Source organism: Paraburkholderia dioscoreae (assembly GCF_902459535.1).
In the GTDB taxonomy this organism is placed as follows: domain Bacteria; phylum Pseudomonadota; class Gammaproteobacteria; order Burkholderiales; family Burkholderiaceae; genus Paraburkholderia; species Paraburkholderia dioscoreae.
The window spans coordinates 238901-257979 of record NZ_LR699554.1 but is presented as its reverse complement, the minus strand read 5'-3'; the positions used below and the strand labels follow the sequence as shown (position 1 = coordinate 257979).

Annotated in this window: 16 protein-coding genes and 1 tRNA gene; 3 read left to right on the top strand and 14 right to left on the bottom strand. The window is 63.5% G+C overall.

The features are described from left to right. Positions 1-17 precede the first annotated feature (17 nt). The 4 genes from PDMSB3_RS21400 to PDMSB3_RS21385 are packed head-to-tail and all read right to left on the bottom strand — an operon-like array spanning position 18 to position 3662. A complete protein-coding gene (locus PDMSB3_RS21400) occupies positions 18-767 on the bottom strand; it encodes an SDR family NAD(P)-dependent oxidoreductase (RefSeq protein WP_007178853.1) in 750 nt (249 codons plus the stop codon). A gap of 16 nt (positions 768-783) precedes the next feature. Continuing rightward, on the bottom strand, positions 784-1548 hold the full coding sequence (locus PDMSB3_RS21395; RefSeq protein ID WP_165187625.1) for an acetoacetate decarboxylase family protein: 765 nt from the start codon (positions 1546-1548) through the stop codon (positions 784-786). A 31-nt stretch (positions 1549-1579) separates the two neighbouring features. After that, positions 1580-2800: an alpha-hydroxy acid oxidase gene (locus PDMSB3_RS21390; protein WP_007178851.1), complete on the bottom strand. Its 1221-nt coding sequence runs from the start codon at positions 2798-2800 to the stop codon at positions 1580-1582. Between the two features lies 1 nt (position 2801). After that, positions 2802-3662, bottom strand: a complete 861-nt coding sequence (locus tag PDMSB3_RS21385; protein WP_007178850.1) for a fumarylacetoacetate hydrolase family protein — start codon at positions 3660-3662, stop codon at positions 2802-2804. 257 nt (positions 3663-3919) lie between these two features. On the opposite strand from PDMSB3_RS21385, the gene PDMSB3_RS21380 reads away from it, so the two are divergent. Next, positions 3920-4891, top strand: a complete 972-nt coding sequence (locus PDMSB3_RS21380) for a GntR family transcriptional regulator (protein ID WP_007178849.1) — start codon at positions 3920-3922, stop codon at positions 4889-4891. Between the two features lie 218 nt (positions 4892-5109). On the opposite strand, the gene PDMSB3_RS21375 is transcribed toward PDMSB3_RS21380, so the two are convergent. The 6 genes from PDMSB3_RS21375 to PDMSB3_RS21350 form a co-directional block, all read right to left on the bottom strand. Beyond that, a tRNA-Ile gene (locus PDMSB3_RS21375) sits at positions 5110-5197 on the bottom strand. A 152-nt stretch (positions 5198-5349) separates the two neighbouring features. Then, positions 5350-7752 carry an RNA polymerase sigma factor RpoD gene (gene rpoD / locus PDMSB3_RS21370; protein ID WP_165187623.1) on the bottom strand — a complete coding sequence of 801 codons (2403 nt, stop codon included), beginning with the start codon at positions 7750-7752 and terminating at the stop codon, positions 5350-5352. Positions 7753-7844: 92 nt separating this feature from the next. Next, positions 7845-9713 (bottom strand): DNA primase, encoded by a 1869-nt coding sequence (gene dnaG, locus PDMSB3_RS21365; RefSeq protein ID WP_007178847.1) that lies wholly within the window; start codon positions 9711-9713, stop codon positions 7845-7847. Between the two features lie 80 nt (positions 9714-9793). Next, positions 9794-10240, bottom strand: a complete 447-nt coding sequence (locus tag PDMSB3_RS21360) for a GatB/YqeY domain-containing protein (protein ID WP_007178846.1) — start codon at positions 10238-10240, stop codon at positions 9794-9796. A 261-nt stretch (positions 10241-10501) separates the two neighbouring features. Beyond that, positions 10502-10714: a 30S ribosomal protein S21 gene (gene rpsU, locus PDMSB3_RS21355; protein WP_007178845.1), complete on the bottom strand. Its 213-nt coding sequence runs from the start codon at positions 10712-10714 to the stop codon at positions 10502-10504. 68 nt (positions 10715-10782) lie between these two features. Next, positions 10783-12000, bottom strand: coding sequence for a BaiN/RdsA family NAD(P)/FAD-dependent oxidoreductase (locus tag PDMSB3_RS21350; RefSeq protein WP_007178844.1), 1218 nt, complete (start codon positions 11998-12000; stop codon positions 10783-10785). A 123-nt stretch (positions 12001-12123) separates the two neighbouring features. On the opposite strand from PDMSB3_RS21350, the gene tsaD reads away from it, so the two are divergent. Next, positions 12124-13152, top strand: a complete 1029-nt coding sequence (gene tsaD / locus PDMSB3_RS21345) for a tRNA (adenosine(37)-N6)-threonylcarbamoyltransferase complex transferase subunit TsaD (RefSeq protein WP_007178843.1) — start codon at positions 12124-12126, stop codon at positions 13150-13152. Between the two features lie 82 nt (positions 13153-13234). Here the strand turns inward: tsaD and folE2 are convergent, their stop codons facing one another. The 4 genes from folE2 to PDMSB3_RS21325 form a co-directional block, all read right to left on the bottom strand. Then, a complete protein-coding gene (gene folE2 / locus PDMSB3_RS21340; RefSeq protein ID WP_007178842.1) occupies positions 13235-14041 on the bottom strand; it encodes a GTP cyclohydrolase FolE2 in 807 nt (268 codons plus the stop codon). Between the two features lie 263 nt (positions 14042-14304). Then, positions 14305-16212 (bottom strand): 1-deoxy-D-xylulose-5-phosphate synthase, encoded by a 1908-nt coding sequence (dxs, locus tag PDMSB3_RS21335; RefSeq protein ID WP_035516905.1) that lies wholly within the window; start codon positions 16210-16212, stop codon positions 14305-14307. A gap of 85 nt (positions 16213-16297) precedes the next feature. Next, positions 16298-17179, bottom strand: a complete 882-nt coding sequence (locus PDMSB3_RS21330; RefSeq protein ID WP_007178840.1) for a polyprenyl synthetase family protein — start codon at positions 17177-17179, stop codon at positions 16298-16300. Next, a complete protein-coding gene (locus PDMSB3_RS21325; RefSeq protein ID WP_007178839.1) occupies positions 17176-17484 on the bottom strand; it encodes an exodeoxyribonuclease VII small subunit in 309 nt (102 codons plus the stop codon). The genes PDMSB3_RS21330 and PDMSB3_RS21325 overlap by 4 nt, the downstream gene beginning before the upstream one ends. Positions 17485-17769: 285 nt before the next feature. On the opposite strand from PDMSB3_RS21325, the gene PDMSB3_RS21320 reads away from it, so the two are divergent. Then, entirely contained in the window at positions 17770-18876 is a 1107-nt protein-coding gene (locus PDMSB3_RS21320) for an aromatic ring-hydroxylating oxygenase subunit alpha (RefSeq protein WP_007178838.1), read from the top strand. Positions 18877-19079: the final 203 nt, after the last annotated feature.

Here is a 19079-nt window from a genome sequence, read left to right as displayed (position 1 = left end):
GCCTGGCCGGCTCGGGTTCAGGCCACGGTGCTGCCCGCGTCGACCACGAGCGCGGCGCCGTTCATATGCGACGCGTCGGGCGACAGCAGGAACGCGACCGTGTTCGCGACGTCTTCCGGGCGGCCGTAAGCCGCGTGAGCGGCGCGCGCGACGCCGCCGTGCTGCGCGGCCATGTCGTTGATCGCGTCGATCATCGGCGTCTGGATCGGGCCGGGCAGTACCGCGTTCACGCGCACACCACTGCCCATGCATTCGAGCGCCGCGCTGCGCACGAGCCCGAGCACCGCATGCTTGCTCGCGACATACGCGGACAGGTTCGCGCGCCCGCGAATCGCCGAGGTCGACGCGGTCGCGACGAAGCTGCCGCTGCGCTCGCGCAACGCCGGAATCGCATGCTTCAGGCACAAGAACATGCCGCGCACGTTCACCTTCATCACGAGATCGAACGCGTCGTCCGGATAGTCAGCGAGCGGCTTGACCTGTCCGGCGATCCCGGCGTTGCCGACGAAGGCGTCGAGCCGCCCATGACGGCGCAGCGCGAACGCGACCAGCTCACGCACGTAGTCCGCATCCGTCACGTCGCCCGCGAACGTGTCCGCCGGCGCGTCGAGCGCGCGGCAGCGCGCCTCGGCTTCGGCGGTCGTACCTGCACTGCGGTCCGCGAGCACGATCGCCCAGCCGCCGGCCGCGAGCCGCGCACATACCGCCGCGCCAATGCCTCCGCCCGCGCCGGTTACGATCGCCACTTTCCTGTCGGCCGTGCTCATGTTCCCGCCACTCCGTTCAGGGATAAAGGCGCTTCAGCAGCCGGCGATCCTCGACTTCGAAGCCGCCGCCGTACACGTCCGACGTCATGAAGTGCGCGCTCAGCACTTCGGGCTCGAGGTCCGCGATCGGATCGAACGCGCTGTGATGCAGCTTCCAGTCGATGCGGCCGCGCGCCGGCTCGGTGTAGCGCAACGGCGTGCGGCGATAGACGACATCCGAATACGCGATGCCGAGCTTCGACGGATCGGGTAGACGTCGCACATGAATCTCGCCAGCGGGCTGCTCGGCCTCGTCGGTCAGCAGCACGAGCGGCGCATCCGGGTCGGGCGTGAAGCTGAAGTCCGCGAGCGGCACCTTGCGGCGGCGCACCCAGCCGCTTATCTTGCCGTCCGCCGTTTCATCGAACGCGTAATCCGTGTCCTTCTTCGTGTAGCCGAACAGTTCGCGGCCCGCGGCAATGCCCATCGGGTCGCTGCAGTACATGAAGATGTGCGTCTGCGTGACGAGGTCTTCGTAACGCACCGGCACGGTCACCATCAGATCGAACATCTGGCCCGCATGCACCGCGAGGGTGTGGCCCGGCGACAGCATGAAGCGGAATGCAACGCGATCGTTCACCAGTTCGAACGGCGTGTCCTTCAGAAGCTCGCGCACCTTGGCCTGATCGACGCGCGTGACGACTTCGAGCGTGCGCAACGGGCACTCCCACTCGACGGGATAAGCGGGCGAGTAAGGCGGGTTCACACCGCTGCCTTCGTGCATCTTGTAGTTACCGAACATCAAATGTCTCCTTGAAGAAATGAGAAGGTACTCACGAAGCGAGCACCGGAAGATTGCTTTCGCCGACACGCCGGCCCACCGGTTCCGGCCACGCGGGCGCGGCGCCGGGCGCCGGCGAGACGATCGCGTCGCGGCCGACGTCGGCGACGTCGGTGATGCCGCACAGCGCCATCGTCGATTCGAGTTCCTTCTGGATGAGTTCGAGCGTGCGCGTGACGCCCGCCTCACCGAGCGCGCCGAGGCCGTATAGAAACGCACGGCCGATCATCACGCCGTGCGCGCCCCATGCGAGCGCGCGCAGCACGTCCTGGCCGCTGCGGATGCCGCCGTCCATCAGTACTTCGGTCTGCCGGCCGACTGCCGCTGCGATCGCCGGCAACGCGCTGATCGACGAGGGCGCGCCGTCCAGTTGCCGGCCGCCGTGATTCGACACGACGATCGCATCGGCGCCGGCCGCGACCGCGAGGCGCGCGTCGTCGGCATCGAGAATGCCCTTCACGATCAGCCGTCCGCCCCAATGGCGCTTGATCCAGCGGACGTCGTCCCACGTCACGCTGCGGTCGAACTGCCGGCTCACCCATTCCGCGAACGCGAACGTATCCGACACGCCCTTCGCATGACCGACGATGTTGCCGAACGTGCGCCGCCGCGTGCCGAGCATGCGCGCGCACCATGCGGGCCGCGACAGCATGGTGGACAGATTTCGCACGTTCAGTTTCGGCGGCACCGACAGGCCGTTGCGCACGTCCTTGTGGCGCTGCCCCTGGATCGGCAGATCGAGCGTCAGCACGAGCGCGGAACAGCCCGCGTCGCGCGCGCGCTCGATCAGCCGGACGATGAAATCGCGGTCCTTCATCATGTATAGCTGGAACCAGAACGGCTGCGCGACCTGCTCGGCCACGTCCTCGATCGAGCAGATGCTGACCGTCGACAGCGTGAACGGTACGCCGAACCTTGCGGCCGCCCGCGCGGCGAGGATCTCGCCGTCCGCGTGCACCATGCCGGCGAGGCCGGTCGGCGCAAGCGCGAGCGGCAGGCTGCATGCATGGCCGAGCAGCGTCGACGCGGTGCGGATCGCCTCGACGTTGCAGCCGACGCGCTGGCGGAACCTCAGGCTGCCGAGGTCCGTTTCGTTCGCCCGATAGGTGGATTCGGTCCACGAGCCGCTGTCCACGTAGTCGTAGAAAATCTTCGGCACGCGCCGGCGCGCGAGCCGCTGCAGATCGTCGACACAGGTAATCGTATCGGCCATGTCAGGCCTGCGCTGTCGCGTGGAACGCGACCACCGGCGACGACTGCTCGCCAAGGCCCGCGATCCCGGCACGCACGGTCTGGCCGGCCTGCAGGTAGACCGGCGGCTTGAAGCCCATGCCGACGCCGGCCGGCGTGCCCGTTGCGATCACGTCGCCCGGTTGCAGGCTCATGAAGCCGCTGATGTACGACACCAGTTCCGCGACGCCGAAGATCATGTCGCGTGTGTTGCCAGCCTGGCGGCGCACGCCGTCCACGTCGAGCCACAGCGGCAGTGCCTGCGGGTCCGGCACCTCGTCCGCGGTGACGAGCCACGGGCCGAGCGGACCGAACGTGTCCGCCGCCTTGCCCTTGTCCCACTGCCCGCCGCGCTCCAGCTGGAACGCGCGCTCGGATACGTCGTTGACCACGCAATAGCCCGCAACGTGCGCAAGCGCGTTGTCTCTCGTCACGTAGCTGGCGGTCTTGCCGATCACGATGCCCAACTCGACTTCCCAGTCGACCTTCGCCGCGTCGCGCGGCATGCGGATCGGATCGGCCGGGCCGTTGATCGCGCTCGTCGCCTTGAGGAACAGGATCGGCTCCTTCGGCAGCGCCATGCCCGCTTCAGCGGCATGGTCTGTGTAGTTCAGGCCGACGCATACGAACTTGCCGACCGCGCCGACGCATGGGCCGAGCCGTTCGCCCGGCGCGACCGCCGGCAGCGTTTGCGGATCGAGCGCCGCGACGCGCGCGAGCGCTCCGTCCGCGAGCGCCGCGCCGTGCCAGTCGTCGATCACGCCGACCAGACTGCGTACCCGCCCTTCGTTATCCAGCACGCCCGGCTTCTCCGCGCCGGGCTGTCCCCACCGTACCAGTTTCATCTCGATTCCTGTCTCTTTCTGTCTATAACGTACTTGGTGTGCAATGTACGTTTTTAAGATAATCGACCGGGCGATGCAGTGTCAAGAGAAGTTTTCGCGACGTGGTCTCCGTGGCCGGAAGGGACGCGCACGGAATCGCGAGCAAATCGGCTACCATTTCGCAACCTCCGCCCGGTCGCGATTACGTGTGGCAAATTCAGAGCGTTTGCAGGAACCGTGGTGTCTGCCGACAAGCAGCGCCGTCGCCTATTCAGACCATGTCAGAAACCATTGAAAAGCATTCCGTTCAGGAGCGCGCGTATGCGCTGCTCAAAACGATGATCGCGGATGGCCGGCTTGCACCCGGTCAGAAGCTGCTGGAAGCGCAGGTCGCGAAAGCCTTCGGAATCAGCCGCTCGCCGGCGCGTTATGCGTTGCAGGCGCTGTGCAACGAGCGGCTCGTCAACGAAGCCAGCGGGCGCGGCTACGAGGTGGCCGGCAAGATGAAGCCCGGTGTCGCGCGCGAGCGCGCGGTGCTCGACGAAGTGAAGATCGCCGCCGTGCAGCAGTGGGAGCGCATCTACGTCGAACTGGAGCGAGAGCTATGCGCGCGCGTGATGTTCGTGTCGGTGCGGATCGTCGAGGAACGGCTTGCCGAGCACTTCGGCGTGAGCCGCACAGTCGCACGTGACGTGCTCGCGCGGATGCACAGTGTCGGGCTCGTCGCGAAAGACGCGATGGGCCGCTGGATCGCAACCCGCATCACACCGGACAAGACGCATCATCTCTACGAGTTGCGCTGGCTGCTGGAGCCGGAGGCGTTGCAGCAGGCGGCGTCTCACGTGAGTTCCGACTACCTCGAACAGTTGCGCGAAACGGTGGTCGATGCGCTAGACGGATTCCCGCGCGAAGGGTTCGATACCGACGTGGTTGAACACGACCTGCATATCCGGTTGCTGTCGCACTGCCCGAACGGGGAGATTCTGCAGGCGCTTGCGCGCACGCGGATGCTGTTCGTGCCGACGCGCTATCTGTTCGATCCGGTGCTGCGCATTCCGCTCACATCGATCGAAGATGCGCTGAACGAGCACCGGACCATCTACGACCTCCTGCTCGCGAAAAAGCCCGCGAAAGCCGCTGCCGCGCTGCACGCCCATCTGAAGCAGGCGGACGCCCGCTGGCTGCAGAGGTTTGAAGGCGCAGCCAGTGCGACGCTCGAAGAGCTGCCGCCTTATTTGACACGGTTATGAATTAGGGGATAAAGCGGGGACAGACAGGGCCGATTCGAACGGAGACACCCGGCAGGCGCAGAAACCGCTCGGCCGTGAATCTCTCACCATGCAGAGCAATACGCCAGAGACCTTCACGGCGCGAAAGTTGGGCCAGGTTAGGGCGACTGAACGTGAATTGCGAGGCAGACTGGCCTTTGGCGGAGCAAAGGCCGGTGGGCAAAACTTGCGGATAATTTTGGTGGGCCGGGTCGGAGTCGAACCGACGGTGTCCTTTCGGAGGCGGATTATGAGTCCGCTGCCTGCAACCAGCACGGCGTCCGGCCCAAGAAAAAAGACCCGGTCGTGAAGGCCGGGCCTATTCGCTGATTGGCCGACATACTACACGAAAAAGGAGCCTTCGCAACCGCTTCGATACGCCGAAACAACCGCGAGGCTCCTTCAAACCGCTACATCAGTGCAACGTACGCCGGCCTCGATCAATTCCCTTCGAGGAACGATTTCAGCTTGTCCGAACGGCTCGGGTGACGCAGCTTGCGCAGCGCCTTTGCCTCGATCTGACGGATCCGTTCGCGCGTCACGTCGAACTGCTTGCCGACCTCTTCGAGCGTGTGATCGGTGCTCATCTCGATACCGAAACGCATGCGCAGCACCTTCGCTTCGCGCGGCGTCAGCGAGTCGAGCACGTCTTTCACGACATCGCGCATGCTGGCGTGCAAAGCGGCGTCGGCCGGCGCAACCGTGTTGTTGTCTTCGATGAAGTCGCCCAAGTGGGAATCGTCGTCGTCACCGATCGGCGTTTCCATGGAGATCGGTTCCTTCGCGATCTTCATGATCTTGCGGATCTTGTCTTCCGGCATTTCCATCTTCTCGGCCAGCGTTGCCGGATCCGGCTCGAGACCGGTTTCCTGCAAGATCTGACGCGAGATGCGGTTCATCTTGTTGATCGTTTCGATCATGTGAACCGGAATCCGGATCGTGCGCGCCTGGTCGGCGATCGAACGCGTAATGGCCTGACGGATCCACCACGTTGCGTACGTGGAGAACTTGTAGCCGCGACGATATTCGAACTTGTCCACCGCCTTCATCAGGCCGATGTTGCCTTCCTGAATCAGGTCGAGGAACTGCAGACCACGGTTTGTGTACTTCTTCGCGATCGAGATCACGAGACGCAAGTTCGCCTCGGTCATTTCGCGCTTCGCCTGACGCGCCTTCAGTTCGCCCGCCGCCATCTGACGGTTGGTTTCCTTCAGGTCTTTCAGCGGCAGCACGACGCGCGCCTGCAGATCCAGCAGACGTTGCTGCTGTTCGCGGATAGCCGGAATGTTACGCGTGAGGATCGCGCTATACGCGTGACCTTCACCGACGATCTTGTCGGCCCACTCGAGATCCGTTTCGCTGCCCGGGAAACGCGCGATAAATTCCGCTCGCGGCATGCCGCACTTGTCGACTACCGTGTGCAGAATCTGACGCTCGACCTGACGCACTTCGTCCACCTGCGCGCGCAGCGTGTCGCACAAACGCTCGACAGTACGCGCAGTAAAGCGGATCGTCATGAGCTCGTTCTGAATCGTTTCCTGCGCCTTCAGATACGACTTGGACTTGTAGCCTTCCTTCTCGAACGCGCGACGCATCTTGTCGAACCATTCGCTGATCATCGCGAATTTTTCGAGCGACGCACGCTTGAGCGCTTCCATCTGCGCGGCGTTAGCCGTGGCCTGCGCCGTGCCGTCGTCTTCTTCCTCGTCTTCTTCGGCGTCCTCTTCGACTTCTTCGTCTTCGCTCTCGATCGCTTCCGCCTCTTGCGCGGAGAAGCCGTCCGCGTCTTCCGCATTGGCGTCGATCAGGCCGTCGACCAGTTCGTCGATGCGAATTTCCTCATTCGCGACGCGCTCGGCCATGGCCAGAATGTCGGCGATCGTGGTCGGGCATGCGGAGATGGCCATCACCATGTGCTTCAGGCCGTCTTCGATCCGCTTCGCGATTTCGATTTCGCCTTCGCGCGTGAGCAGTTCGACCGTGCCCATTTCCCGCATGTACATGCGGACCGGGTCGGTGGTACGGCCGAATTCCGAGTCGACGGTGGACAGCGCGACTTCCGCTTCCTCTTCCACTTCGTCGTCCGAAGAAGCCGCCGGCGCGTTGTCGTTCAGCAGCAGCGTCTCAGCGTCCGGGGCCTGCTCGTACACCGCCACGCCCATGTCGTTGAACGTGCTGATGATGCCTTCGATCGCCTCGGTCTCGGTGAAGTTGTCCGGCAGGTGGTCGTTGATTTCAGCGTACGTGAGGAAGCCGCGCTCCTTGCCGAGCTTGATCAGCGCGCGCAGTTTGGAGCGGCGCTCCTCGAGTTCCTCGACCGTGCCCGGCTGCGACGACGCGAAAGCGTCTTTCAGCAGCGCTTTTTCCTTTGCACGACGGTCGCGAGCCTTGGCCTTTTCCACCTTGGCTGGAACAGCCGCAGGGTTTTCCTCGCTTTGGGTTGCGTCGTCATCGACGGGTACTTCGTTCAGCTTTTTCGTCATGGAGTTCGCCGTACCGGCTGTAGTCTCGACTCGCGGCTGGTGGACAACAGCCGGTTGAACCGTGGATACTGGAACCTCGCGCACTACCGCATCGTCCTGCGCGGCAGCCGCTTCCCTTGCGCTTCTGACACCCGACCCCTTCGCGGCCGGTAATGCTACAGCTTTCGCCGCCCTGACCGGCTCCGCTCGCGCAGCGGAAGCGGTCGAGGACTTCTTCCCGGCAACGGGTGCAATGCTGGCGGCAGACGTCTTTCTGGCGGAAGAAACTAACCTGGCCTCGGTGACCTTTCTGGTCGACTCACTGGAGTTCGTGCCTGTAGCTTTCTTCCCGCCCGTAGTTGCGTCCTTAGTCTTTGCCATCGCATCGCCTTTTCGCCTTTGCTAGGAAAACCCTTTAAGAAACAAACTGCTGGAAACCTTTTATTATACCACTCAGGCTTCCTCCGCTCCGCTTACAGCCCGAGCCGGCGCTTCATGTCAGCCCGCTTCCGGTTCAGTTCCGACAGCTCCGCAAACTCCTCCGGTGTGTGCCGGGATTGCCGCGAAAGCTGCTCGAGACGATCGCAGTAAGCGTCGTACCGCATCTTCAGGATCGCCGCCTTCAGTTCCTCTCCAACGATCCGTTCCTGCTCGCGCCGTTCCTCGATGACGGTCGCGTCCTCCGGGTCTTTCAGCAGCAAATCCCGGACGTTTTCATCATAGTCTAGAATTTTGCGAAAGATTTCCTCGAAAGTTGGGGCGTTCGCGCCGTTTCGCAATAGGTCGGACAACAACTGAAACTCCGCCGAATCGCCCAGCGCACGCGCGTGCGTCGTCACTTCTTCGAACAGTTCGCCGTGCCGCGTAACCGTGAGGAGCGCCTGCTCGGCCTCCTCGTCCAGCACCGCCACCGTGCGCGGATGCATCACCAGATTGCGCAGCGTTTTTTCCTCGATTCCGGTCACGCTGCGCCGGTCTTTGCGGGCCGGCGCGGCGCGGGCCGCCGCGGCGATGCGCGAATCGACCTCGCACAGCGCGGCGACCTCGTCGAACGGCACGTCGAGCCGGTCGGCGAACATATGCATGATCTGCGCACGCAGCGCGTTGGCCGGCAGCGCCTGCAGCAAAGGCTTGGCGTCGAACAGCGCACGGGCCTTTCCTTCCGGCTGATCCAGCTCCTTGCCGGTCAGCACCTCGTTCAGCATGAACTGCGACAGCGGCATGGCCCGCTCGACCTGCTCGGCGAACGCCTCGGTGCCGTATTCACGCACGTAGCTGTCCGGGTCGTGCTCGGCCGGCAAAAAAAGGAACCGGATGGTCCGGTTGTCCGCCGCATGCGGCAAACAGGCATCGAGCGCGCGGCGAGCGGCGCGCCGGCCCGCCGAATCGCCGTCGAAACTGAAGATGACCGTGTCGGTCTGGCGCATCAGCTTCTGCACGTGAATCGGCGTACAGGCCGTACCGAGCGTGGCAACTGCGTTCTGGAACCCCAATTGGGCCAGCGCGACCACGTCCATGTAGCCTTCCACGACGAGTACATAGTGCTGTTCGCGAATCGCCAGACGCGCCTCGAACAGCCCATACAGCTCGCTGCCCTTGTTAAATAAAGGCGTTTCGGGCGAATTCAAATATTTCGGCTCGCCACCGTCCAGCACGCGGCCGCCGAAGCCGATCACCTGCCCCTTCACATTGCGTATCGGGAACATGACCCGCTCGCGAAAGCGGTCGTACCGGCGGTTCTGACCCTGTGCGTCGGACTTTTCGCTGACAATCACCAAACCCGATTCGACCAGCGAATCGTCGCGGTAGTTCGGAAATGCTGCTTCGAGGTTCTGCCAGCCGTCCGGGGCGTAGCCGAGCCCGAAACGGGCCGCGATCTCGCCCGTCAAGCCGCGTTTCTTCAAATACTGGATCGCGACCGGCGCGCTGCGCAGTTGTTTGCGGTAGAAATCGCAGGCGGTCTGCATGACGTCGGAAAGCGCCGTGGTGACCGCCTTGGAGGCAGCCGGCGCATAGCCGCCGGAACCGCCGCCGCCATATCCCGGCGAAGGCTCGTTCGGCACGGTCAACCCAACGGACTGTGCCAGCTCGTTGACCGCCTCCGGAAACGAGGAGCCGACGTGCTCCATCAGGAAACCGATGGCCGTACCATGCGCACCGCAGCCGAAGCAGTGATAGAACTGCTTAGTCGGACTAACCGTAAACGAAGGGCTTTTCTCGTTGTGGAACGGGCACAGCCCCATGAAGTTCGCGCCGCCCTTCTTCAACTGCACATACCGGCCGACCACGTCGACGATATCGACGCGGTTGAGCAGATCCTGAAGGAATGACGGAGGAATCACTGTATGACGCTACCTGAAAGGCTCAAGGCTGCACACGCCACCCGTCGAGCGACGGCGCGCGCAGACCGGACAAACGGAAGTTACTTCGCGAGCGCGGCTTTGACCTGCGCCGAGACAGCGGTCATGTCGGCGCGGCCGGCCAGCTTCGGCTTGAGCACGCCCATCACCTTGCCCATGTCCTGCGGGCCGGCCGCGCCGGTTTGCGCAACCGCCGCCTGAACTTCGGCAACGATCTCCGCCTCGGACATCTGCTCCGGCATATAGGCAGACAGGATCGCCAGTTCGGCCTTTTCCTTGTCGGCCAGATCCGTGCGGCCAGCCGCTTCGAACTGGCTGATCGAGTCTTTGCGCTGCTTGATCATCTTGTCGATCACAGCGGTGATCGCGGTGTCGTCGAGCGTGATGCGCTCGTCGACTTCGCGCTGCTTGATCGCGGCGAGCAACAGGCGGATCGTGCCGAGACGCTCGGTTTCACGTGCCCGCATGGCGGCCTTCATATCGTCGTTGATCCGGTCCTTGAGACTCATCACTCACCTGAATGCGTTGGAGAATTTGAAAAACCGGCCAGGCCAGGCACCTCGACGCGCGCATCAACACGCGCATCAACACGCGCATCAACACGAATACCCGCTTGGGACTGCTTCCTCAAGCGGGTTGGCACAATGTGCGTGGTGGGTGCGACCCTGCCGGCTGGCCCGAAGGGCCGTGTTTTCCGTGATGGCACCTGCCGTGCCCTCACCGGTTGGATGCCGCTGCTCCGTTCGACGGGAACCGCGACAACACCAGAATCAGTAGAACTTCTTTGGCAGCATCTGGCCACGCAGACGCTTGAAATGACGCTTCACCGCAGCCGCCTTCTTGCGCTTGCGCTCGGCCGTAGGCTTTTCGTAAAACTCGCGAGCGCGAAGTTCCGTCAACAAACCGGTTTTCTCCATGGTGCGCTTGAAACGGCGCATGGCGACTTCAAACGGCTCGTTGTCTTTTACGCGGATGGTCGTCATTTTTCAATAACGGAACTTTGTAAAGGTTCAGGAGTATAGCAGAGCTTTCTCACAAAGCCAGAGCGCCGTCAAGCCCCCTGGACATACTCCGCGGCCGCCTGGCCGGCCGCCACGCCGGATGCCCACGCCCACTGGAAATTGTAGCCGCCCAGCCAGCCCGTGACGTCCACCGCCTCGCCAATGAAGTACAAGCCCGGGGCGCGCGCGCTCATCATCGTCGATGACGACAGCTCGCGCGTGTCGACGCCGCCGCGCGTCACTTCGGCCTTGCGATAGCCTTCCGTGCCGTTGGGGGTGAGCGTCCAGCGCGACAGAGCCTCACCGACGCGGTGCAGGGTTTTGTCCGGCAAGTCAGCCACGCGGGCTTCGGCCGGAACCTGATGAGCTTCCAGCCAGACATGAGCGAGCCGCTGCGGCACCCATTCCGACAACAGGTTGGCGATCTGGCGCTTCGTGCCGGTTTTGGCTTCCAGCAACGCGGTCGTGGCGTCCTGCTCGGGCAACAGGTTGATGTGAATCGGCTCGCCGGGCTGCCAGTAGCTCGAAATCTGCAACACCCCCGGACCGGAAAGGCCGCGGTGGGTGAGCAGCAGATCTTCGTTGAATTCAGCACCGGTCTTCTTGTTGCCGGTCGCGAGTTGCACTTCCAGCGAGACGCCTGACAGCGCCGAGAACGGCTCCCAGTCCGCTGCGGCGAAGGTCAGCGGAACCAGCGCCGGGCGCGTATCGATCAGCTTGTGACCGAATTGCCTGGCAAGTCGGTAGGCGAAATCGGTGGCACCGATCTTGGGAATGGAAAGGCCCCCGGTCGCGATCACGAGCGCGCGTGCAGCGATCGGCCCCGACCGGGTATCCAGCGTGAACCGCCCTTCCGCGTCTTGGCGCACCTGTTCGACGGACAGCGGCGTGCGCCATGCCACGCGGCCCGCGTCGCACTCGCTCTTCAGCACATTGATGACCGCGTCGCTCGACTGGTCGCAGAATAGCTGGCCTTTGTGCTTCTCATGCCACGTCACGTGATGGCGCTTGAGCAACGACATGAAGTCGCGCGGCGTGTAGCGCGCGAGTGCCGAGCGGCAAAAATGCGGGTTGGCCGACAGGTAGTTGGCCGGCCCGGCATACAGATTCGTGAAGTTGCAGCGGCCGCCACCGGAGATGCGGATCTTCTCCGCGAGACGCTGCGAATGGTCGATCAGCACCACGCGGCGGCCGAGCTGCCCGGCCACGGCCGCGCACATCATGCCGGCCGCGCCTGCGCCGATCACTGCGATATCGAAGGATTCCATGCGGTCGCATTGTACCTGTGCGTCTGCGACCCTCTGCCCGCACTGCTATACTTTACGGCTTGCCTTTTCACTTTTCGGGCGCCGGAGCGTCATTGCTCGTGCGTCCGCCCAAGCCCATCCATCATGCTCGTTCTCGGCATCGAAAGCTCCTGCGACGAAACCGGTCTCGCGCTCTACGACACGGAGCACGGCCTGCTCGCGCACGCGTTGCATTCGCAGATTGCGATGCACCGGGAATACGGCGGCGTGGTGCCGGAGCTGGCGTCGCGCGATCACATCCGGCGCGCGTTGCCGCTGCTGGAAGAGGTGATGGAACGCGCCGGCACGGCTAGCGGCGACATCGACGCAATCGCCTATACGCAGGGCCCGGGCCTTGCGGGCGCGCTGCTGGTCGGCGCGAGCGTCGCCAATGCGCTGGCTATGGCGTGGGACAAGCCGACCATCGGCATCCATCACCTCGAAGGGCATTTGCTCTCGCCGCTGCTGGTGGACGAGCCGCCGCCGTTTCCGTTTGTCGCGCTGCTGGTGTCCGGCGGCCATACGCAGTTGATGCGCGTGACGGACGTGGGCGTCTACGAAACGCTCGGCGAAACCCTGGACGACGCCGCCGGCGAAGCCTTCGACAAAACCGCCAAGCTGCTCGGCCTCGGTTATCCGGGCGGCCCGGAAGTCTCGCGCATGGCGGAATTCGGCACGCCCGGCGCAGTGGTGCTGCCGCGCCCGATGCTGCATTCCGGCGATCTCGATTTCAGCTTCAGCGGCTTGAAGACCGCTGTGCTCACCAACGCCAAAAAGCTCGGCGGCGCGAATATCTGTGAGCAGGCGAAAGCCGATCTGGCACGAGGTTTCGTCGACGCGGCGGTTGAAGTCCTGGCGGCAAAGTCGCTGGCCGCGCTCAAGAAAAGCGGGCTCAACCGGCTGGTCGTCGCCGGTGGCGTCGGCGCGAACCGGCAGTTGCGCGAGGCGCTTTCCGCCGCAGCGAAGAAGCGCAATTTCTACGTGCACTACCCTGACCTGTCTCTGTGCACGGATAACGGTGCGATGATCGCGCTGGCCGGCGCTTTGCGGCTGCAACGCTGGCCGGATCAGTCGGGCAAAGACTACGCGTTCACGGTGAAGCCGCGCTGGGATCTGACCTCACTCGCGCGCTGAAACCTGCATCGGTACATCGGTAAGGCGCAAAAAAAGCCGCTTCGAGAAGCGGCTTTTTCAATACAGTCAGCAAACACGCATATCAGCCCGCACGCTTGTCCCGCTCGATCACCGCATACGCGCTGTGATTGTGAATCGACTCGAAGTTCTCGGCTTCGAGCACATAGGCGACGATCCGCTCGTCCGCATTCAGACGCTGCGCAACGTCGCGCACCAGGTCTTCGACAAACTTCGGATTTTCATAGGCGCGCTCGGTGACGAACTTCTCGTCCGGGCGCTTGAGCAAGCCCCACAGTTCGCATGAGGCTTCTTCTTCGGCGATACGGATCAGTTCTTCCACGGCCACGTCGCCAGCCAGTTCGGCGTTGATCGTGACGTGCGAGCGCTGGTTATGCGCGCCGTACTGCGAAATCTTCTTCGAACACGGGCACAGACTGGTAACCGGCACCTGCACCCGCAGGAACAGACGCGTCGCGCCATTGCGGGTCTCGCCCGTCAAGGTGACTTCGTAGTCGAGCAGGCTTTGCACACCCGACACCGGCGCGGTCTTGTTCACAAAGTACGGGAACGATACTTCGATGCGGCCGGCCTCTGCTTCGAGCTTTTCGAGCATTGCGGCGAGCATGGTACGGAACGTAGCGGGCTCAAGCGGCGCCTTGTTCTCTTCGAGCAACGCGACGAAACGCGACATGTGCGTGCCTTTCTGGTCAGCCGGCAAATGCACGTCCAGATTCCACGTGCCGACCGTCGGCTGCACCTCGCCGCCTTGCGTGCGCACCGTCAGCGGATGGCGCACCGCCTTCACGCCGACCCGTTGAATCGGGATCTGGCGGGTGTCGGGCGTGCTTTGCACGTCGGGCATCACAAAGGCGGGATTCATTTGATTCATTATCTTGTCCTTTCAGGAAACGCCGGGCCGCCCCAGGTTTTCCGCCCCGGAGGAAGTCTCCGTGGGAGATTACGCCCTCGGGAACTGTCGCAAAGCAACAGGTTTGGGGGCTCTCAGCGGCCGCGCGAATCAAGGCGCGCAACGGCAAACGCCGGCCCTTGCCGGCGTTGGATGATGGGCCCGAAGGCCCATCGATTCAAGTTGGAGATTGCTATGGCCACTATGGCCGCCCTGCACGGCGGCCGGGTAGCGAGCAGCGGCGCTTATGCGACGCGCTTCACCGACGACTGGCCGCCGACCGCCCCGCTCAACAGAAAACGCTCGCGGATCGACTTGGTGATGCCCACGGCGTCGAGACCGCACGCGGCGAGCAGCTTGGCCGGATCTCCATGATCGATGAACCGGTCGGGGAGGCCCAATTGTAGTACCGGACGAGTAACCCCACTGGCAAGCAGGGCTTCCACACATGCCGAACCCGCGCCGCCCATCACGCAGCCTTCTTCGACCGTGACGATGGCGTCGTGCGTTTCGGCCAGCTGACGGATCAGATCGGCGTCCAGCGGTTTCACGAAACGCATGTTCGCAACGGTTGCGTCCAGTTGCTCGGCCGCCGCCAGCGACGGCGCCACCATCGTGCCGAATGCCAGAATCGCAATGCGCTTGCCAGCCGGCTGCGACGTTTCGCGACGAATCTCACCCTTGCCGAGCGGCAGCGCCGTCATCTGCTTGATGGTCGCCACGCCCGTGCCGGAGCCGCGCGGGTAGCGCACCGCCGTCGGGTTCGGTTGCTGCAATGCGGTGTACAGCATCTGGCGGCATTCGTTTTCATCCGACGCAGCCATCACCGTCATGTTCGGGATGCAGCGCAGGAACGCGAGGTCGTAAGCACCCGCGTGCGTCGCGCCGTCCGCGCCGACGAGCCCCGCGCGGTCGATCGCGAACACCACCGGCAGGTTTTGCAGTGCAACGTCGTGAATCAGCTGGTCGTACGCGCGTTGCAGGAAGGTCGAGTAGATTGCGACCACCGGCTTCATGCCTTCCGCCGCCAGGCCGCCTGCGAACGTCACCGCGTGTTGCTCGGCGATACCGACGTCGAAATAACGGTCCGGGAAGCGCTTCTCGAACTCCACCATGCCCGAGCCTTCGCGCATGGCCGGCGTGATGCCGATTACCCGCGCATCCAGCTCGGCGGCGTCGCACAGCCATTCGCCGAACACCTGCGTATAAGTCTTCTTCGACGGCGTGGTGGCCGGCTTGATGCCTTCGGCCGGATTGAACTTGCCCGGGCCGTGGTACAGCACCGGATCGGCTTCGGCCAGCTTGTAGCCTTGGCCCTTCTTCGTCACGACGTGCAGGAATTGCGGACCGCGCAGTTCCTTGATGTTTTGCAGCGTCGGAATCAGCGAATCGAGGTCATGGCCGTCGATCGGGCCGATGTAGTTGAAGCCGAACTCTTCGAACAGCGTGGCCGGCACGATCATGCCCTTCGCGTGCTCTTCGAGCTTGCGGGCGAGATCGAGCATGGGCGGCGCGACGCGCAGCACGCGCTCGACGCCGGCCCGCGCGGCCGCGTAAAAGCGGCCCGACATCAGGCGCGCCAGATGGCGATTCAGCGCGCCGACCGGCGGCGAAATCGACATGTCGTTGTCGTTCAGGATGACCAGCAGCGGCACGTCGTCTTCGACGCCGGCGTTGTTCAACGCCTCGAAGGCCATACCGGCCGTCATTGCGCCGTCGCCGATCACGGCGATGCCCATGCGGTTGTCGCCCTGCAGCTTGCTCGCGATCGCCATGCCGAGCGCGGCCGAGATCGACGTGCTGGAGTGCGCCGTGCCGAAGGTGTCGTATTCCGACTCGTCACGCTTCGGGAAGCCCGAGATGCCGCCCAACTGACGCAGCGTATGCATCTGGTCGCGGCGGCCCGTCAGGATCTTGTGCGGATAAGTTTGATGGCCGACGTCCCAGACGATCCGGTCATGCGGCGTGTCGAACACATAGTGCAGCGCAATGGTCAACTCGACTGTGCCGAGGTTGGACGAAAGATGGCCGCCCGTCTGCGATACGCTGTCGAGCACAAAGGCACGCAACTCGTCGGCAAGCGGTTGCAATTGGCGGCGATCGAGGCGGCGCAGTGCCGCCGGGTCGTCAATGGTTTTCAGCAAGTCGTACATCGTCGTTCCATTGTAGGAAAACTTACGCGCCCGCACTTCATACATGCGCCCCGCAACGCAGGCGCGCGGCGGCGGGCTTTCGCGTTCAGCTGACCCGGTTCACCACCAGGTCGGCCAATTCGGCAAGACGCTGCGCGCGTGCGCCGAACGGCGCCAGCGCGGCGTGAGCGTCGCTGCGCAGCTGCGCTGCGAGCGCACGCGACGCGTCGAGTCCAATAATCGACACGTAGGTCGGCTTGCCGTCCTTCGCGTCTTTACCTGCGGTTTTGCCGAGCGTCGCGGAATCGGTCGTGACGTCGAGAATGTCGTCGACGACCTGAAATGCGAGGCCGACAGCCGCCGAATACGCGTCGAGCGAGCGCATGGCGTCCGCGTCCGGCGTTTCGCCAGCCAGCGCGCCCATGCGCACCGCGGCGCGCAGCAAGGCCCCGGTTTTCATGCGGTGCATGGTTTCGAGCTGCGTGCGCGTCAGCGTGTGGCCGACGCTCGCCAGGTCGATGGCCTGCCCGCCGCACATACCGATCGAGCCGCTCGCCAGCGCCAGTTCGCGCACGAGCGCGGCCTGTTGCGCCGGGGCCAGCACCTCCGAGGTCAGCGCGACAAACGCCTGCGATTGCAGCGCATCGCCGACCAGCAATGCCGTGGCTTCGTCATACTTGACGTGTACCGTGGGCTTGCCGCGACGCAGCGCGTCGTCGTCCATGCATGGCATGTCGTCGTGGACGAGCGAGTACACGTGGATCATTTCCAGCGCCGCGGCCGCCGCGTCGAGGCATTCGGCGCGCGCGCCGGTCAGCTCGCCGGCCGCGTGGCACAGCAGCGGGCGAACCCGCTTGCCGCCGCCCAGCACCGCGTAGCGCATGGCTTCATGCAGCGTGGCGGGCTCGGTTGCCTCGCCCGGCAGGTAATGTTCTAGTGCCGTTTCGACGCGCTCCAGCACCGAGCGCATCCATTGTTCGAATGTCATAGGTCGTCCCCGCTTTCAGTAGCGGCTGTGCCTGCGGTATTCATGGGCAACGGCTTGAGCGTCTCGCCGTCGAGCACGCGCACCTGCTGCTCGACCTTCTCGAGCTGCTGCTGGCAAAACGCCACGAGAGCGGCGCCGCGCCGATAGGCGGTAAGCGACTCCTCGAGGCTGAGATTGCCGCTTTCCATGCGTGCAACCAGCCCTTCCAGCTCCGCCTGAGCGGCCTCGTAATTCTCGGGCAGCGGTGTGGTGTCGACGCCTTCGGCTGGCGTGGCTGCAGTATCTTTCGACGCGGTCTTCGCCATGAATAGTCGCAAAATTAAAACAAGTCGGACATTCTACGGCAAAAGCGTCATTTCCGATCCGCTCGCCGGCCTACGCCCGCCTTCTCACTCCGCGCCGCCCTAGCAGTCTCGCAGAAAAAAAGTGATCAGTCTGCGGCGAAAAAGTCGAACTTTCCTGACATTTTTGACCCAAATCAGGCACTTAAACGCCCCAGGAAAGGGGAAACGGGTATAATCGCTGGCTCCCTAAATCGAATCTTCGATGGTTGGGTTGTTCACTGCTTTCACGTCTTCACGGGAGTGGGAATGTCCAATCTGAGCAATGCATTGCAGTTGCGGTCTGTCCACAGCCAGCTGCCAGTCACGGCTTACTTTGACGAAGCGCTTCTAACGCGCGAGATCGACACCCTTTTCAAGAAAGGTCCTCGCTACATCGGCCACGATCTCATGGTGCCCGAGGCGGGGAATTATTTTGCTTTGCCGAGCGAGAGCGAAGGGCGTGTGCTCGTCCGTAACCAGCAGTCGCAAGTCGAGCTGCTGTCGAACGTGTGCCGCCACCGGCAAGCCATCATGCTCAACGGCCGCGGCCAGACGGAGAATATCGTCTGCCCCTTGCATCGCTGGACATACGACCTGAACGGCCAGCTCCTCGGTGCGCCTCATTTTGCGGATAACCCCTGCCTGAATCTCGGCGCCACGCCGCTGCAGAACTGGCAAGGCCTGCTGTTCGAAGCGCAGGGACGCGACGTCGCGCGCGATCTGGCGCGCCTCGGCACCAAGGAACATTTCGATTTTTCGGGCTTCATGTTCGATCACGTCGAAGTGCACGAGTGCAACTACAACTGGAAGACCTTTATCGAGGTCTATCTGGAGGACTATCACGTCGCGCCGTTCCATCCGGGCCTCGGCAGCTTCGTCAATTGCGACGACCTGACGTGGGAGTTCGGCGACTGGTACAGCGTCCAGACGGTTGGCGTGCACAAGGATCTGGAGCAGCCGGGCAGCCCGACTTACCGCAAGTGGCACGACGAAGTGCTGCGCTTTCGCGGCGGCAATCCGCCTGACTTCGGCGCGATCTGGATGGTGTACTACCCGGGCATCATGATCGAGTGGTATCCGCACGTGCTGGTGGTGTCGTGGCTGATCCCGCGCGGCCCGCAGAAAACCACCAACGTGGTGGAGTTCTATTACCCAGAGGAAATCGCGCTGTTCGAGCGGGAGTTCGTCGAAGCCGAGCGCGCCGCCTACATGGAAACGGCCCGCGAAGACGACGAGATCGCCGAGCGCATGGACGCCGGCCGCCGCGCGCTGATGAATCGCGGCGAATCGCAGGTCGGCCCGTATCAAAGCCCGATGGAAGACGGCATGCAGCACTTCCACGAGTTTTTGCGGCGTGAGCTCGGCACGATCTGATTGGCGCCTCGCCAGATAACTCAGGCAGCACCCACGCATGGAAAGACGGACTTCGGTCCGTCTTTTTTTGTTTAGACTAACGGGATAGCTCGGCCATCCGGTGTCGGCGGGAAAGCCGCCTGACGGAGCCGCCATCGCCCGTATCGGGTTTTACATGAGACCAGAGTAAGGCAAATAAAGCGCCAACTCTGGTCGACCGCTTT

Excerpts from the sequence above, each read along its gene's own strand:
- PDMSB3_RS21400 (WP_007178853.1), bottom strand. The coding sequence starts at position 767 with ATGAGCACGGCCGACAGGAAAGTGGCGATCGTAACCGGCGCGGGCGGA.
- PDMSB3_RS21395 (WP_165187625.1), bottom strand. The coding sequence starts at position 1,548 with ATGTTCGGTAACTACAAGATGCACGAAGGCAGCGGTGTGAACCCGCCT.
- PDMSB3_RS21390 (WP_007178851.1), bottom strand. The coding sequence starts at position 2,800 with ATGGCCGATACGATTACCTGTGTCGACGATCTGCAGCGGCTCGCGCGC.
- PDMSB3_RS21385 (WP_007178850.1), bottom strand. The coding sequence starts at position 3,662 with ATGAAACTGGTACGGTGGGGACAGCCCGGCGCGGAGAAGCCGGGCGTG.
- PDMSB3_RS21380 (WP_007178849.1), top strand. The coding sequence starts at position 3,920 with ATGTCAGAAACCATTGAAAAGCATTCCGTTCAGGAGCGCGCGTATGCG.
- rpoD (WP_165187623.1), bottom strand. The coding sequence starts at position 7,752 with ATGGCAAAGACTAAGGACGCAACTACGGGCGGGAAGAAAGCTACAGGC.
- PDMSB3_RS21360 (WP_007178846.1), bottom strand. The coding sequence starts at position 10,240 with ATGAGTCTCAAGGACCGGATCAACGACGATATGAAGGCCGCCATGCGG.
- rpsU (WP_007178845.1), bottom strand. The coding sequence starts at position 10,714 with ATGACGACCATCCGCGTAAAAGACAACGAGCCGTTTGAAGTCGCCATG.
- PDMSB3_RS21350 (WP_007178844.1), bottom strand. The coding sequence starts at position 12,000 with ATGGAATCCTTCGATATCGCAGTGATCGGCGCAGGCGCGGCCGGCATG.
- tsaD (WP_007178843.1), top strand. The coding sequence starts at position 12,124 with ATGCTCGTTCTCGGCATCGAAAGCTCCTGCGACGAAACCGGTCTCGCG.
- folE2 (WP_007178842.1), bottom strand. The coding sequence starts at position 14,041 with ATGAATCAAATGAATCCCGCCTTTGTGATGCCCGACGTGCAAAGCACG.
- dxs (WP_035516905.1), bottom strand. The coding sequence starts at position 16,212 with ATGTACGACTTGCTGAAAACCATTGACGACCCGGCGGCACTGCGCCGC.
- PDMSB3_RS21330 (WP_007178840.1), bottom strand. The coding sequence starts at position 17,179 with ATGACATTCGAACAATGGATGCGCTCGGTGCTGGAGCGCGTCGAAACG.
- PDMSB3_RS21325 (WP_007178839.1), bottom strand. The coding sequence starts at position 17,484 with ATGGCGAAGACCGCGTCGAAAGATACTGCAGCCACGCCAGCCGAAGGC.
- PDMSB3_RS21320 (WP_007178838.1), top strand. The coding sequence starts at position 17,770 with ATGTCCAATCTGAGCAATGCATTGCAGTTGCGGTCTGTCCACAGCCAG.